Source organism: Halobacteriovorax marinus SJ (genome assembly GCF_000210915.2).
GTDB classification, from domain to species: Bacteria; Bdellovibrionota; Bacteriovoracia; order Bacteriovoracales; family Bacteriovoracaceae; genus Halobacteriovorax; species Halobacteriovorax marinus.
Genome location: NC_016620.1, coordinates 134,543 through 156,543, shown reverse-complemented (window position 1 = coordinate 156,543; position 22,001 = coordinate 134,543). Strand labels below are relative to the sequence as shown.

The window sequence follows — 22,001 nt, the reverse complement described above, 5'->3', positions numbered from 1 at the left end:
TATGATACTTATAGAACAGGAATCCAAGTGATTTTATTCAACTATCTTAGAAGAATTGAATTTTATAGATAAAAGCATAAAAATTGCGACCAAAGTCAGTGACGCGAGTGGTCCATTCCCTGGAGGTGATGAGTTATCAACATAAAGTACTGACCCACAAGCAAGACCTAGGGAGTCTTCTTTCTTTACTGACTTTCTAAGTGTCTCAGCACTTGAGCCAACAACATTTCCTGTAACTTGATACGTTGAGCTTGCATCAAGACAGCTACTATTATCAGTAAGCTCCCCATAATTCTTTTCGCTCACCGGTAGATAATCAGTACCAACCTTTTCGACTAACCTAGTTGTTATAAAATAAAAGTGTCTACTTTCATTATAATTATATCGTCCTGTAGAAAAGATATTCGCAACAACGCTTGTTCCATATAATTGATCAATATTATGTGGAGCAATTTTTAAAGAGTATTGATTCTTAGTTCTATCTGCATAGAGAGGTAAATTTAATTTTACATCTACATTGTAGTTTCCATTTTCATCAACATCAATTGGAGCTCCAAGATTTGGATAAACAGAAGGAGTCATAAAATCATCATGATCCAAAGTTGTAACAATTCTTAGTGGAGAGAAGAATGGCTGTGTATGAACTTGTACTTGTAGATAGAGTGATTTTCCAGGAAAGTACGTATAAAGATCATATAAAGACAGATCTAGGTTGTACTCATCTTCTACATCGTCAAACTTTACTGTCCCTGCATCTATTCTAGAATTAAAATAACCGACACTTGAGCTACCTACATAGTAATTATTAATGTCAGAAGAGACGAGAGAAATGTCATAGCTACTTCCTTTCGCCCTATTATAATCACCAGGAACATCAAGCCCACATCTTATCGAAACTGTTCCTACATTTATATTCTTATTTGAAGAGTTTACTTTTATTCCATAAGGATTTCCTCTATCACTTCCAAAGCAGCGCTGAAAGAAAGAACCCTTATAGTCCTGATTCGAATCACAGTAATCCTTCTTGGCCACACTATAATAGTTTGGAAGTGAACCCAAGTTATTAAGAGGTTCAGTATAAAGGAAGTAAGTATCATTTAAAGGTAGGTTACTAATTGTAAAATCACCATTTGAATCACTTACTGCGGCAGAGACAATCTCCCCTGTTTGTAAACTAAATGCAGTAACGTGAGCTCCAAAAACAGAGAGAGCATCCTTACCTCCAGCAACTGTTCCGCTTATTGTTCCAAGAGTTGAAGATCCGTAGAGGTATCTAATTCCACTATCATCATCTCCATGCAACGTTGCCTGTCCCTTTCTAAGCTCATAATACATAGATGATTCAATGACCTGACTATGACCCATTCCAAGTAGATGTCCCATTTCGTGTGTAAGCACATTTCCTAAGTATTCTGTATCTAGATTATTAGATGAAAATGTATAAATAGAATCATTGAGAATGATATCTGCTTCATGAATATATGTTGTATTTGAATTAACTATGTACTGAGTGACCGCAACGATTGAGGAATCACTAAAGAACTCATCATCACTTTGAAAGTAAATATCATTACGACCACTAACCGCGCCGTCGTTGCTAGTCACAAGATTAACTTGATTACTAACTCTCGAAGACCACTCGGCAACTGAACTTGTTACGATGCTATTTACATCTATACTGGATAAGTCTGGCGTTGATGTTGAAAGAAAAAGATTTATATTCTTTGAAGAACTCCACTTAATGATCTCACCACTTTCTGTTCTATTAATTACATACGAGTGCGCAGTAGCACTGAAGAAAAATATTAATGTAATTAATAGTCTATTCATTACTTATGGCCCTTAGACCTTCTTATTGTATAGACAGAAATCGCCCCCAATAAAGAGAAGAGAACAACGATCCAAATTGGATTAGAGGACTGCGATGCCTCTTTCGTTGAGTCGAGTTCGACTTGTGCTGGCCCTCTTTCGACACTAGCAGGGAAGCGACCAGACTTATTTTTTTCAACAACCTCTTTTTGAACTGGAATATTTACGAATTTATCTGATTTAACTTTTTGAAGATCTGCACCAAATTTTCTTATTAGAGCAGAGTCAAAATCATTTTCTGTAATTCTTCCTAGGGACGGGTGCTTTGGAAATACAGAAGATTGATAAAATTCTCCATCCTCTGTTTCTATAATTTTATACTTCCCCATGCCTAGGCCTTTTACGGCGTAACCCATTGAAGTTTTCTTCAAAATTAAAAGGGCTTCTTCATTTGGTTTAAAGCTTGGTGCTCCAGAAACTCTATAGTCTAGATCTTGCCACTTTCCACCAGGATAAATAACTTTAAAGTTATTCTTGTTGATAATCTCACTTTGCTTTATTCCAATACTCTCAACAATTTTAAATGTCGCTTCAGTAATTATTCTATCATTAGAGACTTTCTTATATTCAAGACTTGAGAACTTCGCTCTTAAGACACCGTTCGCATCTTCAAGCTGCTTGTCTAGTGATAGAGGAATGAAAGTTGTGGAAAACACACTCACATTTAGAAAGAGAAATAGTATTAGAAATTTTTGAAACATAGTTTTGTCCTAAGCTTTACCCTATCTATATTATCGGGTATTTCTGACAAAACTTTACAAATTTACTCAACTTAAGTGTCTGCTAAACCATTGAAAACTTATTCAAAAATCTGAATTTCGTCCACAAAATCTGAAAAATGCTCATTTTCATCGACTAAAATGACTGTATTTCCTTTTGTACAGAGATCTTGAACAAACTCACCCAAGCGCAAGATCTCCCTTCTAGAAAGGCCAAAAGATAGGTCTTCAAAAATAATAAGTGAATTCTCAACCTTACTTTGAAGCTCTGACAAGAGCTTAAGTCTTTGCTTCTCTCCACCAGAAAGTGAGCTTAGAGGTCTATCTAAACTCAAGTAGTCTAGGTTTAAAAGTTTAAGATATTCCCAAATCCTCTTCCCCTTCGGTGTTAATTTTAAATTTCCAAGCACCTCACTCATAGGAAGATTAAATGTTTCATGGACAGTGTGATACCCATCTGAAATCGTTGCAATAAATGGTTTTAGCTTCATTCCATTACAGTCATCACACATTAACTGAACATCTTCCAAAAACTGCATATCTATATTTAATACACCTCGCCCTTCACATGTCGTACATTTACCTAAGTCCGAATTAGGAGAGAAGTGCCCGTCCTTTAAATTTAAATTCTTTGAAACCGGAAGAGATGCGAAATGCTTTCGAAGGTAAGGAGCAAGTCCAATCATTGTGCCTACTGTGGATCTCGAGCTCACCTTATTAAATTTTGCATTAAGAACGAGTACTCTTTGAAAATCGAAGAGATTTTTAGGTCTTTTAAACTGTACTTCTTTTGATGTAATTTTCTCTAGCCCAAGAACTTCACTTACAATATTGGCCAAGGCCTCAATATAAATATCTTTTTTGCCAGAGTAGCTTTTTCCCTTAACTTGAGTCACACCATTTGAAGCAAAGCTGATCTCTTTATTTTCTATATTGTTAAAACTAACACCGCTAATTACTGTCCTCTTAAGCTTTCTCTTTTCAATTTCTGCGATTCTTTCTAGCTTTTCTTTCTTAAACTTCCCTTGATAAGTAATCTCACCACCAAGATGTCCTGCACCAGGGCCCATTAAGATCAACTCATCACACTTACTCTGTAAGTAATCATTATGATCAACAAGAATAATGGTATTCTCAGCTTTTTTTAGTTTCTGTAAATATTTAAAGAGAACTTTTACTTCAGTGGAGTCTAGTGAAAGGCTCGCCTCATCAAGTATGAAAAGAGAACCTGAACCTTCGAACGATAAATATTTGACTAAAAGAATTTTCTGGTAATCATTAATAGAGAGGCTCTTCACTTTATCTTGTAACAAGAGTCCTCCTAAGCCAAGGTCTAGAGCTACCTTTAGAGTTCGATCAATAGTAGAAATTATTTTTTTTACTTCATTCCAATTCTCAAACTCATCCTTAATGCTCTTTATATTCTCTATAAATTCAGAAAGTTCATTAAAATTGAAGAGTAAAATATCTCTTAGTGAATACTTTTTAATCTCAGGAATTCTTACCTTTAAAAGATCACTCTTAAGTCTTGTTCCACTACACTCCTCACAAAGTACTTCTGTCTTAAGTGAACGAATCAATATTCTTACATTCTTCTTATATCTCTTTGACTCTAAGTAATCATAGAGCTCAAATAATCCACCATATTGCCCAGAACCATTTTCAAGAAAGTTCCATACCTTCTTCTGATTTAAATCTTTAAACGCAACAGTGACATCTATACCATTTTTCTTTGCCTCTCTAAGCATTACCGGCCCTATATGAGAAAAGCGCGAATATGTTAGAAAGTTTACAGCACCCTCTTTAAGAGAGAGTCGGTCATCTTTAACAATTTTGGACCTATCGTACTCTAAATTACGTCCATGACCAGAACACCTCACACAAGCTCCCAAGGGAGTAAATGGAGAAAAATTCGATGGCGAAGTAATTTTTATATTTTCCTTTTCTCCACATTTTCGGCACTGCTTATTCTTACTAATTGTGAATGCTTGCTGAAGTCCAAGAGAGGGAATAAAAACAAGTATTGAACCATCCACTTCGGATAGGCCCAACTCCGAAAGCTTCTTTGAAACACTTTCAATCTTAGAAGTTCTTATTCTAAAAAGCTCCCAGTAGGGATCACTTTTTTCAAATTCCCCAACAGTCTCTTTAAAAGATCTTGCCGGGTAGAAGCCTTCACCATGAATTTTTAAGTAGTCATCAGATGCTAAGAAGAAGTGAATAATTTCTTTATCACCCAACTCCTGATCATAAAGGAAATCTTTGACACCTCTTACGGTTACAGAAGACTCCAGAGGAATGTGATGAGATGAACAATAACTTTTCCCCAAATAGAAAAGCATTTTAGAGAGAACATCCCCAATCCCCATTAAATCAAAAGCACTAGGCCTAGAACCAACTACTGGATTATTTTGAGCGAGTCCCCAAACCGGAAGAACAGGAAAAATCTCATCAACATCTGCAGACTGAGGAATATCCCAAAAGAACTTAACATCATTTGGAAATGAATTCATGAAGCGTCTTTTAGACTCAGTAAGAATAGCATGAAAAACCAAAGATGATTTTCCTGAACCAGAAGGACCAGCAATACACGTAATAGAATTCAAAGCAAAGCGAACATCAACATCTTTTAAATTATGAGTTCTCGCTCCCTTAATAGTTATATGAGTATGGTTCATTGCCTACAAATAAAAAAGGCCCACATTGTGGGCCCTTCAAAGTATAAATTATAAAATTTATTAACGCTTTGAGAATTGGTACTTCGCTCTTGCACCTTTAAGACCGTATTTCTTACGTTCAACCTTTCTAGGGTCTCTTGTAAGGAATCCAGCTGCCTTAAGTTCTCCTCTTAAAGAAGGATCAACTTTTAAGATTGCTCTTGCGATTCCAAGTCTAACAGCACCTGCTTGACCAGTAGTTCCACCACCATAAACATTAATATTAATGTCATATTTGTCAGCAAGCTTTACTAAGTTTAAAGGTTGAGTAACAACGTATCTGTTAGTCCCTTTATCAAAGTATTCTTTGAATTCTCTTTTATTAACTGTAATTTTACCAGAACCTTCTTTTACATAGACTCTAGCAACAGAGGTCTTTCTTCTTCCTACAGCATGTGCATCGTAAGTTTTACCTTTAGTAGCCATTGCAATTCCTCTCAATTATTTAATTTCTAAAGCTACTGGTTGTTGTGCTTCGTGAGAGTGTGTCTCACCAGCGAAAACCTTAAGCTTAGTTAGTTGTTTTCTACCTAAAGAATTTTTAGGAAGCATACCTTTAACAGCATTCATAAGAATCTGCTCTGGCTTTCTCTCTAATTGCTCTTTAGCTGTTCTAGATTTTAATCCACCAATGTGATTAGTGTGCCAATAGTAAACTTTGTCATCCCATTTAGCACCTGTAAACTTAACTTTATCAGCGTTGATCACTACAACAAAGTCACCAGAATCAGTATGTGGAGTATATTTAGGACTGTTTTTCCCTCTCAGGACATTTGCTATTTCAGTCGCAAGTCTTCCAACAACTTTATCTTGAGCATCTATTAGATACCACTTTTTGTCTGCGTCAGCTGGCTTCAATACAAAAGACTTCTGCGTGTACATAAAACTACCTTCCAAGTAAAATATATTACTGCAATATGTTATTTTCTTATTACTCAAAACACGAGTGTTCAACCTTATACTGGATTATTGGGCCACTAGTCAAGAGTTAAAATCGAACTCTTCAAAAATAATGGTAATAAAATACAGAGAAAACAATGGATATTTAGAAGAACCCTATAGAAAGGTGAAATCTTCCAAAACTCTCACGCCCTTGTGCGTCTCGTCTAAATCTCCTCGTTTTCACACCATAGTCAAAATCTAGTGATCCCACAGGAGTAATGTATTTCAAAGTTAGCCCAACAGCACTTCGGAGCTTAAGTGGTTGAAATTTATCTACAAAAACTCGACCAGCATCCAAGAAAGGCCCCATAACAAACGTATCAGTAACTGAATATCTTGCCTCAAACTTTAGATTAGCAAAGTAGGCCTTATCTCTAATAACGGTATCGCCAATATCAGTATCATTTAAGAGGATATTTATTTCGTCTTCTGCAAATCCCCTTACGATATCAACACCGTTTAATCTAAATACCTTAATTGATGGAATATAGCCTTCTGTTTGAATATTTCCATCGGCATCTAAGATAGGATTTCCAAGAGCGTCCACTTTTGTCTGGTTAGCGAAGTTCTTCTGAACTCCCCAGCTAGCGCTCAGGGCAAATACAAAGTTACCCATTGGATAATAAAATCTATTCCTAGAAACTAATTTGTAATAATTCACCTTTATAGTGTCATTATCCATAGAGCCAAAGAACTTATTGGCAAACTCTACAGATAAACTAAAAAAGCTTCCTCTTCTAGGTGAGATAGGGTCATCTCTAAAGTCCAGTGAAACACCTGGAGTGATACCACCAATATTAAAGTCATCATTATTAATATCGCTGGTAGCATCATATTGATTAATCCTCTCCCACTGATACTTAAGTGATGCAGAAAAGAAATCATTGAACTTCTTTGAAAGAGTCGGAGAAATTCGAAGTCGATCAGCATCAAATTCATAGTAGCGCTTTCTCTCAACAGAAAACCCTAGGTCTGCCTCAAGCTTTTTCCCAAAGAGCTCTGGAACAAAGTAAGGCTCCGTTAAGTTCCCTCTCAAATAGAACTCTAGCATATCCTTTTCCTCAGAACGTCTTCTGGCATCGAAGGCCCTATAGCTATCCCTTCTATTCACCTGAGCTCGAAGTGTTCCAATTCTATTCATGCCACCAATATTGTTATAATTTGTACCTACAGATACTTTATAACCAATATCCGTTCTATATCCAGGAGCGAAGAAAGCTGTTCCAAAGTCCTTTTCCTGAACTTGAATCAAGAGATTATAATTCTTGGTTTCTTTATCAAAGAGGGGTTTAATTTCAATGCTTGAGAATAAACCAAGTGAAGTCAGCCTATTCTTTAAGTCCTGGACTTTCTCCGGAGTTAAAATTTCACCTTGAGAAAATTCCATCTCTCTCTCTATTACAATCCTCTTTGTTTTAGAGTATCCAGAAATAAGAGCATCATTGAATGTTACTTTATCGCCTAGATTAATATCGATATTTAAATTCGCAATTGTGAAGCTGGGGTCATACATTAAAACATCTTTAGACTTCAACTTATTTGCTACTGCGAAGAAGTAACCTTTTGACTTTAGAAACTGTACTGTTTTATCAATATCACTATCAACCTCAAGCACATTTACTGGTTTATTCTTCTTATTTGTTAAAAGCTTGCGAATATCATCCCTAAAAACAAGAGGAACACCATTAAAGCTCACTCGCTCCAGATTGGCCTTCTGTCTCTCTTTTATTCGATACTCAATATCAACTCTCGTTCTTAATTTATTGTACGTAATTCTAGGTTTTGAAACATCTACTTGAACGTAACCGCTTCTAAGATATTTCTCTCTTAATAAAGAAGAGAAACTATTTACGTAGTTTAGATCCAAGAATCCTCGTGTGGCCAAAACCGTCGAATTGTCATAGTAATGCTTTCGAATTTCTTCAATTGAGAAATCAATATTTCCAACAAAGGACAGAGAGTTAGTAATTATTTTTATCCCTTCATGAATATTGAAGAAGTAATTAATAAAAGACTGTCCATCCTTATCTGTTCCCAGGTTTCTATAAACGGATACATCTGTATTAAAAATACCTATATTCTCATACATCTTTACAACGAGAGTTCGCAGATCCTCTTCCGAGAAGGCTCCAAGGTTAGACTTAATGCTCTCTTTTAACCCCAGGAGAATCTCTTGATGAGTGAAGATATTATTACCATGAAAACTGAAACTATTCTTATCACCAAGATCGATCTTCACTCTTAGCTTAACGAAGCTATCATTGATGACTTCTGGCTCAAGCATTGAGACCGTACTAGAGAAATATCCTTGATTAAATAAATCTGCGGCAAGCCTCTCCACCTCAAACTTTAAATCTATTTTATTCCACACTTTATTTTGAAACTTATTAAAGCGTCTAGAGATGAGTGAGATTGTTCCCTTAGGACTTTTTGATACAACTTCAATATCTCGTACTTTTGTAAACGAACCTGTCGTCACCTTAAACTCTATAGAAACTCGATAATCCTTCTCAGAAGTTTGAAGTTTAATTGAAGCGTTTGTGTATCCTCTTTCAACAAAATAATTCAACACCTGCTCTTTTGCCTTCTCAAGAACATCTTTCTTATAGAATGATCCCTCAGACAACCCGACAAGTCTCTCAATGGCCGTAGTGTCAACTTCTGTTAAATGAAGAATTTTAAAGCTTTCTACTTTCTTGTAGAATGAAATATTGATATTTAATTTACTATCTTCAGTATTGAATGAAAGTTTTGAAATAGAATTATCGTAGAGAACTAAATTTAAATAATCTTTAATTGCTGAAGAATCTAGTCCTCCATTTATCTTAGACTCTAAATCAGAGCGAACATCTAAGCACTTAGCCTCAGTTCCTGTACAACTAAGATCGAAGGTCTCTATTGTTCTAGCTGATACACTAGAAAGAGAGATTAAAATGAATGAGGCCAAAAGAATCTTTAGTAAGTCCATTGAATCTTTACGTCCACACCAAATGATTTTGGTTCTTTAGATTGCTCTTCATTGGTAGAGTTTATTTCATAAACTCCCTCAAGTGAAACATTCTTTAAAATATTATAGTTAATATTCATCTCCTGCTTTTGCTCAGCACTTCCACCGACAGTACTCGCCAGCGATAGATCTACATTTCTACTAATTTTTTTCTCAAGCTTTATTTTAGTCGCACTTTTATAGCGACCCGACCTACTTTCAGAAACGCCAGATTTTCCTTTTAAAAGTGAGGATTCATTTTCTTCAAACTCTGGGAGAACACTTAGTTTCAATCCGAGATTAGAATTAAGGCCCTGATTTTTTAGTAATTGGTCAAAGAGAAGTGTTCCAATACCAAGTGTAGTAGCTGATCTTCTTTCCTTTTCTTCTAATTGATCCGAAACCTCTGAAGTGAATCCCAAGGTTAGTAAACTGAAAATATCTTCTTGATTTAAGAAAGGATCGGACGAAATATTTAACTGAGGGTTATTGGCTAGACCATAAACGTCTAAGTTAACAGTATATTGATTTACAGAACTACTACTCGTAAAGTTTAACTCAGGAACCAATCCCTTATCCTCACTAAAGACAATTGTTCCTTCTTTTAGAATAAACTCATTTCCTTTGAATAATAATTTACTCAACCCTGGAACAACCTCAATAACTCCATTCACCGTTGGTTTATAAAGTTTTCCTCTAACCCTTCCATTTCCAAGAAGTCTTAAATCAGTTAGTAAGTTTCTTACAACGATTGGCTTATCAAAATTTATAGATAAATCTAAGTCGAAGAGATCAAACTTATTATCAAATTTATTTTCGGGCACATACTTAGTCGTCACACCTGAGCCAGAAACACTTGGCGGAGTTAGGTCTTGTAATTCATCATTAATTGTTCCATTTAAAATAGTGACACTACCATTTAATAAGTATGGAAATTCATTACCTTCAATTTTTGCGAGACCAGAAGCAAGAACACCACTCTTCTTAAATAAAGGAATATAGCTATTCGTAAATGAAAGACCTAAATCTATTTGAGGATAAGGCAGTACAAATTTAACAAAACCCTTTGTCTCAATATCACCTTTACCAAATTGCCCAGTCAACTTATTAATCATTAAGCTATTTTGTTCAAATACGATATTAAAATCAATATCAGAGAATGAGCTCGGAATACCTAAGATATTTAAGAAGATTTTCTCTCCATTAAAGACATGATCAAAGACAAGATTATCAATGTCACCATTAATACTTCCAGCTCCTGAAATAACTCCACTTGACTTAGAGACCTTAGAAGAGAAGAGTTCAAGAAAAGAAGAGTCCAGTCTAAACTCTTGTCTTATATTGATACCATTTGTGAAATCACCTCGGCCTAAGAGGCTGAAGAAGTTATTTTTATTACTTATCAACTTAAAATTAACATTTTCAACAGCACCGTCTTTAATTGTATAATTAGCACGACTTCCGTTTATTCGAATGACTTCATCATCTTTCTTAAATATTAAATCATCTACAATAGCCTCAAGAGATAATTTCTCCAATTCATATACAGAGAAGCTACTTTTAAGACTTCCCTTCATTCTTCCCGAAATAGATTCATTTTCCATATTATGATTGGAAAGTATCCCAACGAGCTCTTTAATATTTTTGAAGTTCACAAAAGAATTAATATAAGACTTCTGTGGGTTATTCTCGTCAAAATTAAGATAGAGATTATAAGAAGACCTATCGCCGAGAAAATTACCACTTGAGAAAACTTCTTTAGAGTTATTATAAATAGTGAGGAGCGACTCAGGAACTTGTACATTTCCCAAAAAGCTATTCGTAAATTTCAAGTGGGATCTTGTTGAAAAGTCACTAAGTGTACCTTTCCCGTAAAACTCTCCAGATATTTCACTTGAATAACCTAGATTCAAAAAACGATACGCTTCAAAGTCTTCCAATTGGCCAGTTACTAATTTAGCCTCATATTCAAAGTATTCGCTCTTAGTATTAATTTTATAATTACCTATAAGTTCAGAAGATGATTGCCTCACTTTCACATCATTGAAAGAGAGAAGATTATTAGAAAAATCAAAATTAAATTGCAACGACTCTGCCTTTTCTTTGTAAATGCTTAAGTCCTGCCCATCCAAAATTCCATAGACTCTTAATTCATCACCAGAGAGCCCTCCTGTAAGCTTAACTTTGGATTTAAAACTTAAATCAAGGTACTTAGACTTTAAAAACTCAATATCTTTTACGATTGGCTCTAGTATAAATAAGGCGTCCTCTAGGTCAGACTTTCTAACATCAATGCCTAGATTAATTTTATTCTTATCAAAATCAATAAACCCACTAGAGTTATAAGATGTCCCTTTAAAGTCTCCTGTTACTCCTTTGACACTTAAGAGAAGGTCCTCAAGATTTAGACCTAACTTTCCCTTTAACTTTTGTATATTGAAGTCTAGGATTTTAACTTTTGACATATTTAAATCAAAGTCGAAGTTGACATCAGCCCCACCACCTTTAATTGTCATAGCAAAATCACCGCTACCAAATAGAGGTAGGCCAGCGATCGGCCCAATTTCTTCAAAATTAGCCTTTGACTTAGAGACATTGAAATTTACATTTGCTCCGTCAACAATCCCATTACCTTTTAGTTTTGTTTCATTGCCAACTGCAATATCAAAATCAAAATTAACAACACCATCCAATGTAACATCGATTAGTGAATTATTGATTTTAACTTTTGAGTTTTGAAGTATAGGTGTTTTATCTTCTACCTGAAGTTTAAAGAAGTCTAAACTACTTTCCTCTCGAATATTAAATACGAGCTTTTCATCATTCCATCTTGAGTCGACAGTACCGTTCAATCTTCCTTTTAAAATATCCAACTCTTCTTTTATGAAAAAAAGTAGTGAGTTAGTATGAAAATTTTTAAAAATAATTGGAACACTTTCGTTAGATATTTTTGAGTCTAAAAAGCTATAAATAGAGTGCCTTTCCTTAATTTCTATTGATCCGCCTCTATCCTCAACCAAAGCCTCTTCTATAACAATTTCTTTATCTGTCACCTGAAAGTCCACGTATGCACTTTCAACTTTCGCATAATTTGACTCCAGATCTATAACTCTGACAGAGCCATCTAAATTATAAACACTTTTTAGATCTGTATTAATTTTACTTTTGAGCTCAATAACACCTCGAGGATTAATATCTTTATAGATTTCATTCGACTTTAAGAATGATAACTTATCTAACATTCCTCTAAAGTTACCATCGCCATCAAATCTTAACTTCTCACCAAAGATCAGAGCACCTGATATACTTGCACTCTGCGTCCCCTTCCAAATCTCACTCTTTTTCAACAGAAGCTTATCTTCATTGAGATGAAACTCAATAGTTAAATAATCTAGCTCCCTCAGCTTACTCTCTTTAATTATCTTATTACTAAATTCTAAATCGTATCCACTTATGCTCGCTTCTATTACTGAGTTATAAATGTCGACATCTAGCTTCTTAAAATCTCCACTTAGATAATTAGACTTAAGACTTGTACGTTCTAATAGGATTCCACTTATTTTCACAGGAAGCTTTTCGTACAATAAGTCTTTTACTAGCGGAAAGAGCTCTTCTGGCTTAAGCTCTTCACTCTTGGAGCCTCCAGTTGTCTTCAATTCACTAAGATCTATGATCGCATCTTCAAATCCAACTTTATCAATAGAGAATTTATTCTCAAAGAGGTCACTAATTGCAAATGACATTAGTAAGCTTCCAGCACTGATATCCACTTTGTAGTCTTCTCTAGAGCTTAAAATTGTAACATTCTTTAACTTTGTTGAAGGTGGAAACATTTCGATTTCAACATTTGAAAATCGTAAGTCTATATCTAACTTCTTACTAATATTCTTATTTATCTCTTTGGTAATTATTGAACCAAAGTATTCAGATTGGACGAATCTCCACGTAGACATAATTAGAAATGCCGTAAAAATTGAAAATAATATTAAAATTTTATTTAACTTATTCAATCTCTTTTAACCTATACGCTACCATTCTATACTTCTTGTTAATCGAATATACTTTTGAGTAAGCAACAAGAGCATCTTTCTTTCTTCCCACTTCTCTAAGTAACTCTCCCTTTAAGTAATAAAATGATAATTTCTCGTTATCTGTCATTGGCTTTTCATCCAAACATCTCTCTATAATATTCAATGCTCCATAATAGTTCTGGGCCATTCTCATGACCTCTGCTTTCAAAAAGAGGACTTCTAACTCCGCTTTAATTTCCAGATTAGTTTCATCATAAATTCTATCAAGTACCAAGATTGAATTCTCGTAAAACCCTAGGGAGTTATAGGAATAAACCAACTCACGAAACTGGCTTTCTAACTCCTCAATTTTCATTAATTCTACATTCTTCTTTGTATAAATTCTTAAATATGAATCTTCGTCTGTAGTTGTCTCAACTTTATCTACATAGACAGATAGTTCATTTAAGAGTTCTTGTTCTATTTCTGCAATTGTTCTCTTAGGAAGAGATAACTTAGAGCCTTTTACTTTATGCTCTTTTTCTTCTAGTTCCTTGACTAGTGTATGTTCTTTATCAATTTCTTTTAATTTTCTTAGAAGCTCGGTTGCTCCCTCTAAATCTTTCTCATCCTTCAAAAGATTTATTTGATTAACAAGTCTTCTAATTGTTATATCTTTTGATTCTGGCTCATCTCCAAATAAATCATCTGCAAGATCAATCTCTTCAATGGCCTCTCTTTTTACTTTAACTATTCTTGAAGTCTTTCGATCTAATTCCTCTTCTAAGTAATGAAAGTCTTTAACTAATAGAGCTTTAACCTCATCTGCCAAATCTTTGTGACCCATCTCTACTGAATACTCTAGTAAGTATTCTAACGTCTGTGGGGTTTCGCTATTAACAAGTAATAACTCATAGATAGACTTTAGAAATTCTTTTTTCCGCTCTAATGCTCTGTCTCCATGGGTTCTCAAGACAATTTCTTTCATTATAAAGCTTTGCTTCCTCCATACTGGATCATCAAAGCTTATATTTATCTCTTGTAAGGGAGACTCTCCTTCTATCTCTAGAGCATTTGCATACTCTCTTTCAAAGTAATCGACATCACCCTGTCCAAAGTGAATCATTGCCATTTCTTTCTTTGATAACTCTAACTCAAGTCCAGCATCAATCAATTCCTCAATCTCTTTTTCTAATTTAGTGTAGGACTTTGAAAGTAGACAGAGGTTCTTATACTTTTCGAATACCTTCTCAAATTCGTATAAGAGCCCATTTCCTATAAAGTACTTTTTAATAGATGGATAAAGAAAGTAGAATTCTTCATCTGAACTCTCACCTAAGACATTTAAAATATAACTTTTAATATTTAAGTTGGATGAACTTTCTATAAGTTGAATTTTAATATTGATATCACTTTCATTTGTGAGCTCAAAAACCCTGCAAATGATTTCGAATATATTTTGATTTACCTCAGGAGCCTGAGAGAGATATTTCTTTATTTCAAAACTGGCCTTTGAAATTTTATTTTCAAAAACCAGTCTTTCAATATTGCTTGCTAATTCATCCATAAAATTCTTGAGTTAAAACGTTCAGTATTCAAATGAATACAATTACTTAACTCTTATTTTACTTCAATTTCTTAACAAGAAAGTCGGTAGCGTAATTATTGCCCCTAAAGTCTTCATCTCTAATAATCATAAGATGCAGAGTTTTATTTGTCTTAATTCCTTCGATTACTGTTTCCTCTAGAGCTCGTTCCATACGTCTTAAACATTCATCTCTATTTACACCAGAAACAATAATTTTCGCCAACATAGAGTCGTAAAATGGTGAAACTGTGTAACCAGAATAGATAAAATCATCTACTCTTACTCCAATTCCCGCAGGTCTATGGTAATGAAGAATATGTCCTGGAGACGGAGCAAAAGTCTCAGGGTCTTCAGCATTTAAACGACATTCAATTGAATGGCCGACAAATTTAATCTCTTCTTGCTTCATTGGAAGCTTTTCACCACTAGCTGAAAGAATTTGTTGAGCAATTAAGTCAACTCCTGTTCTTTGTTCAGTCACAGGGTGCTCTACCTGAATTCTTGTATTCATCTCCATAAAGTAGAATTTATCTTCATCTTGATCATACAAATATTCTACAGTTCCAACAGAGTCGTAGTTTACGTGCTTTGCAAGAGCAACGGCCGATTCACAAATCTCAGCTCTCTTCTCTTCAGACAAAACTGGACATGGAGATTCCTCTACAACTTTTTGAAATCTTCTTTGTACAGTACAATCTCTCTCGCCCAAGTGAAGAACATTTCCATGCCTATCGGCCATAATTTGGACTTCTACGTGTCTCGGGTTTGTGACAAATTTCTCAATGAAAAGAGTATCGTCACCAAAGCCGGCCTTAGCTTCTGTTTTTAATCGAGTGATAGTTACTAGAAGATCACTAATGTCTTCAATTTTCTTCATTCCTCGACCACCGCCACCAGCAGAGGCCTTAACAAGAACTGGTAGACCCATTTCTTCAACGTCAGCGAGAATATCTTTATCCTCTCTACCATTAACAGCAATTGGCTTTAAGATTGGAACACCTGCCGCTTCTGCAATTTCTTTAGAGATAATTTTATCTCCCATCTTTTCAATGCACTCTACATTAGGACCAATAAATTCAACTCCCCACTTCGCACACATTTGCGCAAACTCTTTATTCTCAGAGAGGAAGCCAAAGCCAGGATGAATGGCATCAGCACCAGTAATTTCTGCTGCTGACAAAATACTAGGTATATTTAAATAACTTAATGTTGGCTTAGCTGGTCCAATGCAAACTGACTCATCAGCAAGCTTCACATGCAGTGAGTTTTCATCTGCACTTGAATGAACAGCAACTGTTGAAATACCAAGCTCTTTACAAGTTCTTGCAATTCTAATTGCGATCTCACCTCGATTCGCAATCAGTACTTTTTTGAATTTCATAACCTACTCGTTGTTATGGTTTTACTTTAAATAAAACTTGTCCAAACTCTACGTAAGTTTCATTTTCCACACAAATTTCTACAATTTCACCATCTACATCTGATTCAATTTCATTCATGATCTTCATTGCTTCAACAATACAAAGAACCTGACCTTTAGAAACTCTATCTCCAACTTTCACATATACAGAAGCTTCTGGAGAAGGACTTCTATAGAATGTACCAACAAATGGACAAGTTACATCAACTAGACCACTGTTAGCAGAAGATGCTTGAGTAGCTACTTGGGCTGGTGCCGCTTGAACCTGTGGGGCCATTACTGTCGCAGCAACTGGAGTTGCTCCTGCTACAGGAAATGAAATTCCAAACTTCTTATCTTCACTTTGATACTTTAACTCACTTGCGCCTGCTTCTTTAGCAATTGCAATAAACTTTTCTAATTCTTTAAAATCCATAATTAATCCTATTCTTTTGCCCTTTCAATATAGTCACCAGTTCTGGTGTCAATCTTAATGATCTCACCCTCTTTAATAAAAAGCGGAACCTTAACCTGAAGACCTGTCTCCATAATTGCTACTTTCGTTCCACCTTGAGCTGTATCACCCTTAAGACCTGGATCAGTCTCGGCAATTTTCAACACGACAAAGTTTGGTAAATCAATCGCGATTGGATTTCCTTTATAAAATAATAAATCTAATTTAATTCCTTCTTGTAAGTAACCGGCTGCCTCTCCAACTTGTTCAGTTGTTACATGAATTGTTTCGTACGTCGTTTGATCCATGAAGTTAAACCCATCTGGATCTGAGTACATGTATTCTACAATTAAAAGTTCCAAGTCTGGCTCAAAAACGCCTGTTGCTACACCCGACTTAAAAGTTCTATCAAAAACAGCGCCTGTCTCAAGATTCTTTAACTTACAAATTGTAAATGCTGAACCCTTACCTGGGTTAGTGAAATCAGCTTTCATAATTTGGTATGGCTTATTTTCTAATTCTAACCTTACGCCTTTTTTTAATTCTGTAGTTTGTAACTCACGTGCCATTTTTTAATCCTCTATTTTATTAATTGTGAAAGTATTCCTAAGAGATAGGCCCTCTTCCCAAGCCCCTCCATTATGATAGTCGAACTTTTGGCCGTCAACTTTTGCTGACGAAACGCATCACGAAGATGTGTATTGCTCAAATGAACTTCTATTACAGGAATATTTAATGTTTTTAATGCATCTAAGATAGCTACTGAAGTGTGAGAATAAGCGGCAGGATTAATTATTAAGGCCTCGTAATCGCTTTTCAATAATTCTTGAACTTTGTTTACGATTTCACCTTCAATATTAGACTGGTACCAATCTAATTCTACTGGCTCATTCCATAGTAGCTTTAATTGCTCATTAGTATACTTTTCAATATCACTGAGATTGTCTGAACCATAAACCTCAGGCTCTCTTGTGCCTAAAAGATTTAAATTGGGTCCATTAATGATCATAAACTTTCTAGTCATAGAACTAGCCTCAAATACTTAAATTTACGATTTTAAATAATGCGTCAAAATATCAATCCAAAGGCAGGTTGTAAAGGCTTATGACGTTGTATTAACGGGATAAGATGGTTTTGGCCCTAGCTTCTAAGGCCTTATGAAATTCCCATAACTTTGCTTCAACTTTTTTAAATTCTTCTAAAGCTGAATCGTTCGATGGCTCTTCAATGATTTTTTCTGGAGTATTATTATTAAATTTTTGATCAAAGAGATTCATTAAGTTATCGCGTCCATCTGACTCTTTAGGTGAGTCCACTTTACTAGGCTCAGCAAAAACTTCAACAGCTCCCTCTTCTTCAAAATCTTGTGGTTCATCATCTACAAAAGACTCATTTAAGACTCGATCAACTTCTTGAAGTTTCAACTTTGTCTTAAGATCTCCAGGGTTTAGCTCCAAGATCTTCTCTAATAAGTCTTTAGCCTTATCTAGGTAACCTTGGTTGCAGTAGAGATCTACTAATGTATGGGTGATTACCGGAGAGCTAGATTGAGGTTGCTCAACTTTTACCTTTTCTACTCTAAACTCGCGCTCCGCTTCCACTTCACTCACTGGCGAGACAGAAGCTTCTTCTTTCAGTATTGGTTTTTGGTTCATAGACCATGTATCTAAGCTATCTTCACTATCTTTTTCATTAGATAAATCTAACTTCGTCCACTCATCAATACTTTTTTCTTTTGAGAGACTAGTGTCTAGCTCATCAACATTAAATTGAATTACCTCAGCTTCAGCTTGAGACTCTTCTTCAGGTGAAATTAGATCTTCAAGGTTGAATTTGATAGGTCCAAATTTCTTATTATCATTTTCAATCAGCTTAATTTTCTCGGCCGCTTCTTTATCCTTAGGATTAACAAAGAGTAGGTACTTCAATGTCTCGAGAGCTTCTTCATTTTTAGATAACTCAAGGCAAGCATCAGAATAGAGCCTCAACATTCTAAGATTATCTCTATTTGTATCAATCAATGGTCTTAGAATATCATATGATCTCTTCGCATCGCCATTTTCATAATAACAAAATGCTAAACCTAGGTGACCCAAGACATAGTCAGGATTGTGTTTTATCCCTTGATTTAAAGTCTCAATTGCTTGAGAGAGAAGTCCACTCTTTCTATAGTATTCGGCAAGTGGAGCAAAGACCCTAGATTTTGGATCCTTCTCCAATGCTGATAAATACTTATCTAAGATTTGACTTTTTTGCACTTACTCGCCCTTATGAGTTCTCAATAATCCCAGCTTCTTCTTGATTCACAATTCTTGGAGTCAAGAAAATTAGAAGTTCCTGCTTAATCACTTCTGGAGCATACGGTGTTCTAAATAACCAACCAACAAGTGGAATATCTTTTAAGAACGGTACACCAGAGTGAGACTCTCTCTTCTCATAGTTATACACACCACCGATTACAATTGTCGATCCATTATCGACTAAAACGTTTGTGGTAACTCTTCTCTCTTGCTTATCTGGTGGTGCAGCCGCAGATGGTCTCGTACCAAATTGCTGCTTGAGTAGATCGAGTTCTAAGGAAATTGAACCTTCATTTGTAACCTGAGGCGTAACCTCTAAACTTAAACTTGCTTCGGCTTCTTCAAATGTAATTTCTTGAGCTTGTCCATTTGTTGAAAGTGACTTCGAAAATGATGTTGTCTCTTTCGTTGAGATCACTGCTTTTTTCTTATTTTGAGTGATAACTTTTGGACTCGCTACAATCTTACCCTTTGATTCTGTTTCTAATAATTGAAGCGTAAAGGATAGATTTAATAATCTATTAAATCTCGTAACAGTTAATCCAAAGAGCGATCTTGCCCCATCACCCGAAGAAGGAGCAGAACTAAAAGAGAAACCAGGACCAGCATTTGTACCTGGCAACACGTCTGACCCAACTACAGTAGGATTAGCACTTCCAATCTGCCCAATTGGATCGTAACCAAAGTTAACACCATTTTGCAGACCAATCTCTTTTCTATAATTTTCATTAACCTCAACAATCTTTGATTCAATTAAAACTTGTGGCGTCTGAGTATCTAGAACATCTACAATTTTTTTAATTCTCTCAATTGTATCCGCTGTATCTTTAACTATTAGAGAGTTCGTTCTAACATCTTCATTCAATGTCCCTCTCTCTGTAATGTAATTATTAAGAACTTCAATAAGCTCTTTCGTAGTAGCATATGAAATTGGGAATACTTTAGTTACAAGAGGAACTTCTTTTTCAGTAAGTTTCTTTTGTTCAATGGCCTTCTTCTGCTCTTCAGCAGCTTTCTCAAAAGTTGTTATCATTAGAATGACACCATTCTTCTTTGCAACTAATTTATTAAGACCAAGAATAGTATCAAGGGCTTGATCCCAAGGAATATTTGTCAAGTTTAATGATAAAGGTGGAAGACCTTTTACTTCATCTGTTAAAATAATATTAAATCCAGAAGCATCGGCGATCATATTCAAGATATCTGCGACAGCGAGATCTTTAATATTGAAAGTGATCTTCTTTCCAATATACTTCTTTCTTCCTGAGAGAGTTAAATTCTCAAGAATATCTTCTACACTGTCTGATTTTGGAATACTTAGTTTCCCTACCGCTCTTTCTTCGATAGTAATTTTTTCATCATAAGTTTTAGTTTCTTCAAGTGATCTCTGTGAAAAAACACCAAATCTACTCTCAACTTCGATTACGATTTTATTTGGCTCTCTCTTTAGTAAACTTCTTACGTTATCTCTAAGCTGGATTGCAATTCGCAAGTCATTTGGATTAGCAGATTTTCTATAAGCTGATACAAAAACAATACTTCCACTAAACTCCGAAGTATCAAATGCTCTCATCACTCTATCTGTTGCTTGAACATCTTTTAAATCAATAATAATTTGCTTGTCTTCAGTTACGTGGAACTTCTTCGCCTGCGCCTCATTACCATCAAACTTCAGCTCAAGTCTTGCAACTTCATCTTTTAATTTAAAATTTATTTGCTCTAGAGTTGTGGCCCACACGCCACTAGATAAAAGTAAATTGACCAATACGAGTTTAAAAAGAAAACTTCTTAACTTCATTATAACCTCTTCCTAAGGTAAATGTTTCCATATTAGAAACTATATATCTCTTAAATTATAACACAGGAAAAAAGTGCGTGTTAATTTTTTTAATCACTTGCGACAGGAATTATTGTTTCTAGGTATTCATCTTGATCGTAAACATTACGAATTTTCTCAACTAATACAATCCCACCCGGAAGGATCGCTTTAATTTCCGCACTATTTTCACCAAGCTTCATCCCTTCTTTTAATATGTAAGCCTGATCACTTTCTTTACCCGTCTCATCAACTGTTTTTGCGACAGCTCTACGCTCATTACCAATTAAAATTCCCGTAATCTTAATTCTATCTAGAGGGGTATTATCTATAGTTTGAATATTTGTGAAAACCGTTTTTGAACCTGGATATTCTCTCTTTCCAGTTCTCTTTCTTCTAAGCTCTCTTTTAAAAGGATCTCTAAGTTCCAGAGGGTTTTTAATTGCTGAGTTCTCCTCTATAAACTCAGGCCCCTTTCCATTTACAGCAAATGAATTCATAGAAAAAAATATAATCGCAATAAAAAATACTTTCATTTTACTTCTTCTTTATCCTTGATTTCTTTTTTCCTCTCTTAGGCTTAGCCTGCTCAGCGAGGTTCTTTTCAATATCCTCAATTCCTCTACTTTCTTTATAGTTGGAGTTATATCGATATGTTTCTATTATAATGTCGGCATCAATAATTTGAAACCTTCCTCTTTGCTTTTCCTGTTGATTCTCTAGTGAAATCCTCTTCACATTTAAAATTGTTTGAGTACTTCCAATTTGCTCCATTAGCATTAGAAATTGAAGAAAAGTTCCGGAAGCTTTAAGGCTATACCTCTTCGCGATATAGAAACCCTTTGTAATTTCATCTAGAGGAGTAAGGTAAATACTTCTGATATTTAGCTTCTCTGCAAGATTTTTTAAAAGTGATAGATTCTTCGTGTCATCAACCACATCGGGGAGTTTTCTTTGAATTTTTTCAACTTCCTGAGCAACTAATTCGATTCTCTCTTTTGCTGCCTCAACGTCCTTTAAATACGCAGTTATCTGTTTTTTCTCACGCTTACTCTTATTTATTTTGGCGGTAACAGCAGGTATTTGCATCTCCATTTGACTCAATTTCTCTGAGTGTTCCTGCCACTTTGTAAATACTCCGAAGGCGAGATACAAGAAAATGAAAATATGTATTTTTGATACTAAACCTTTCAACTTATTT

General features: G+C 35.1%; 16 protein-coding genes. All 16 read right to left on the bottom strand.

Annotated elements, in window-relative coordinates:
* Window positions 1-33: 33 nt before the first annotated feature.
* Window positions 34-1,830 (bottom strand): matrixin family metalloprotease, encoded by a 1,797-nt coding sequence (locus BMS_RS00720; protein WP_014242871.1) that lies wholly within the window; start codon window positions 1,828-1,830, stop codon window positions 34-36.
* Entirely contained in the window at window positions 1,830-2,570 is a 741-nt protein-coding gene (locus BMS_RS00715; protein ID WP_014242870.1) for a hypothetical protein, read from the bottom strand. The genes BMS_RS00720 and BMS_RS00715 overlap by 1 nt, the downstream gene beginning before the upstream one ends.
* Window positions 2,571-2,668: 98 nt before the next feature.
* Window positions 2,669-5,266, bottom strand: a complete 2,598-nt coding sequence (locus tag BMS_RS00710; RefSeq protein WP_014242869.1) for an excinuclease ABC subunit UvrA — start codon at window positions 5,264-5,266, stop codon at window positions 2,669-2,671.
* 60 nt (window positions 5,267-5,326) lie between these two features.
* Entirely contained in the window at window positions 5,327-5,731 is a 405-nt protein-coding gene (gene rpsI, locus BMS_RS00705; protein ID WP_014242868.1) for a 30S ribosomal protein S9, read from the bottom strand.
* 15 nt (window positions 5,732-5,746) lie between these two features.
* Window positions 5,747-6,187, bottom strand: coding sequence for a 50S ribosomal protein L13 (rplM, locus tag BMS_RS00700; RefSeq protein WP_014242867.1), 441 nt, complete (start codon window positions 6,185-6,187; stop codon window positions 5,747-5,749).
* 163 nt (window positions 6,188-6,350) lie between these two features.
* Window positions 6,351-9,215, bottom strand: coding sequence for a POTRA domain-containing protein (locus BMS_RS00695; protein ID WP_014242866.1), 2,865 nt, complete (start codon window positions 9,213-9,215; stop codon window positions 6,351-6,353).
* Window positions 9,203-13,186 (bottom strand): translocation/assembly module TamB domain-containing protein, encoded by a 3,984-nt coding sequence (locus BMS_RS00690; protein ID WP_157868206.1) that lies wholly within the window; start codon window positions 13,184-13,186, stop codon window positions 9,203-9,205. Before BMS_RS00690 ends, BMS_RS00695 begins: the two co-directional genes overlap by 13 nt.
* Before the next feature lie 49 nt (window positions 13,187-13,235).
* Complete coding sequence (locus tag BMS_RS00685) at window positions 13,236-14,810, bottom strand: hypothetical protein (protein WP_014242864.1); 1,575 nt, start codon at window positions 14,808-14,810, stop codon at window positions 13,236-13,238.
* A 58-nt stretch (window positions 14,811-14,868) separates the two neighbouring features.
* Entirely contained in the window at window positions 14,869-16,212 is a 1,344-nt protein-coding gene (accC, locus tag BMS_RS00680) for an acetyl-CoA carboxylase biotin carboxylase subunit (RefSeq protein ID WP_014242863.1), read from the bottom strand.
* 13 nt (window positions 16,213-16,225) lie between these two features.
* Entirely contained in the window at window positions 16,226-16,666 is a 441-nt protein-coding gene (gene accB, locus BMS_RS00675; protein ID WP_014242862.1) for an acetyl-CoA carboxylase biotin carboxyl carrier protein, read from the bottom strand.
* Window positions 16,667-16,674: 8 nt separating this feature from the next.
* A complete protein-coding gene (gene efp / locus BMS_RS00670; protein ID WP_014242861.1) occupies window positions 16,675-17,253 on the bottom strand; it encodes an elongation factor P in 579 nt (192 codons plus the stop codon).
* A gap of 11 nt (window positions 17,254-17,264) precedes the next feature.
* Window positions 17,265-17,708, bottom strand: coding sequence for a type II 3-dehydroquinate dehydratase (locus BMS_RS00665; protein ID WP_014242860.1), 444 nt, complete (start codon window positions 17,706-17,708; stop codon window positions 17,265-17,267).
* Window positions 17,709-17,799: 91 nt separating this feature from the next.
* Window positions 17,800-18,942 (bottom strand): tetratricopeptide repeat protein, encoded by a 1,143-nt coding sequence (locus BMS_RS00660; RefSeq protein ID WP_014242859.1) that lies wholly within the window; start codon window positions 18,940-18,942, stop codon window positions 17,800-17,802.
* 10 nt (window positions 18,943-18,952) lie between these two features.
* On the bottom strand, window positions 18,953-20,782 hold the full coding sequence (locus tag BMS_RS00655; protein ID WP_014242858.1) for a type IV pilus secretin PilQ: 1,830 nt from the start codon (window positions 20,780-20,782) through the stop codon (window positions 18,953-18,955).
* A gap of 89 nt (window positions 20,783-20,871) precedes the next feature.
* On the bottom strand, window positions 20,872-21,336 hold the full coding sequence (locus tag BMS_RS00650; protein ID WP_014242857.1) for a hypothetical protein: 465 nt from the start codon (window positions 21,334-21,336) through the stop codon (window positions 20,872-20,874).
* Window position 21,337: 1 nt separating this feature from the next.
* Window positions 21,338-21,994 (bottom strand): type IV pilus inner membrane component PilO, encoded by a 657-nt coding sequence (locus BMS_RS00645; RefSeq protein WP_014242856.1) that lies wholly within the window; start codon window positions 21,992-21,994, stop codon window positions 21,338-21,340.
* Window positions 21,995-22,001: the final 7 nt, after the last annotated feature.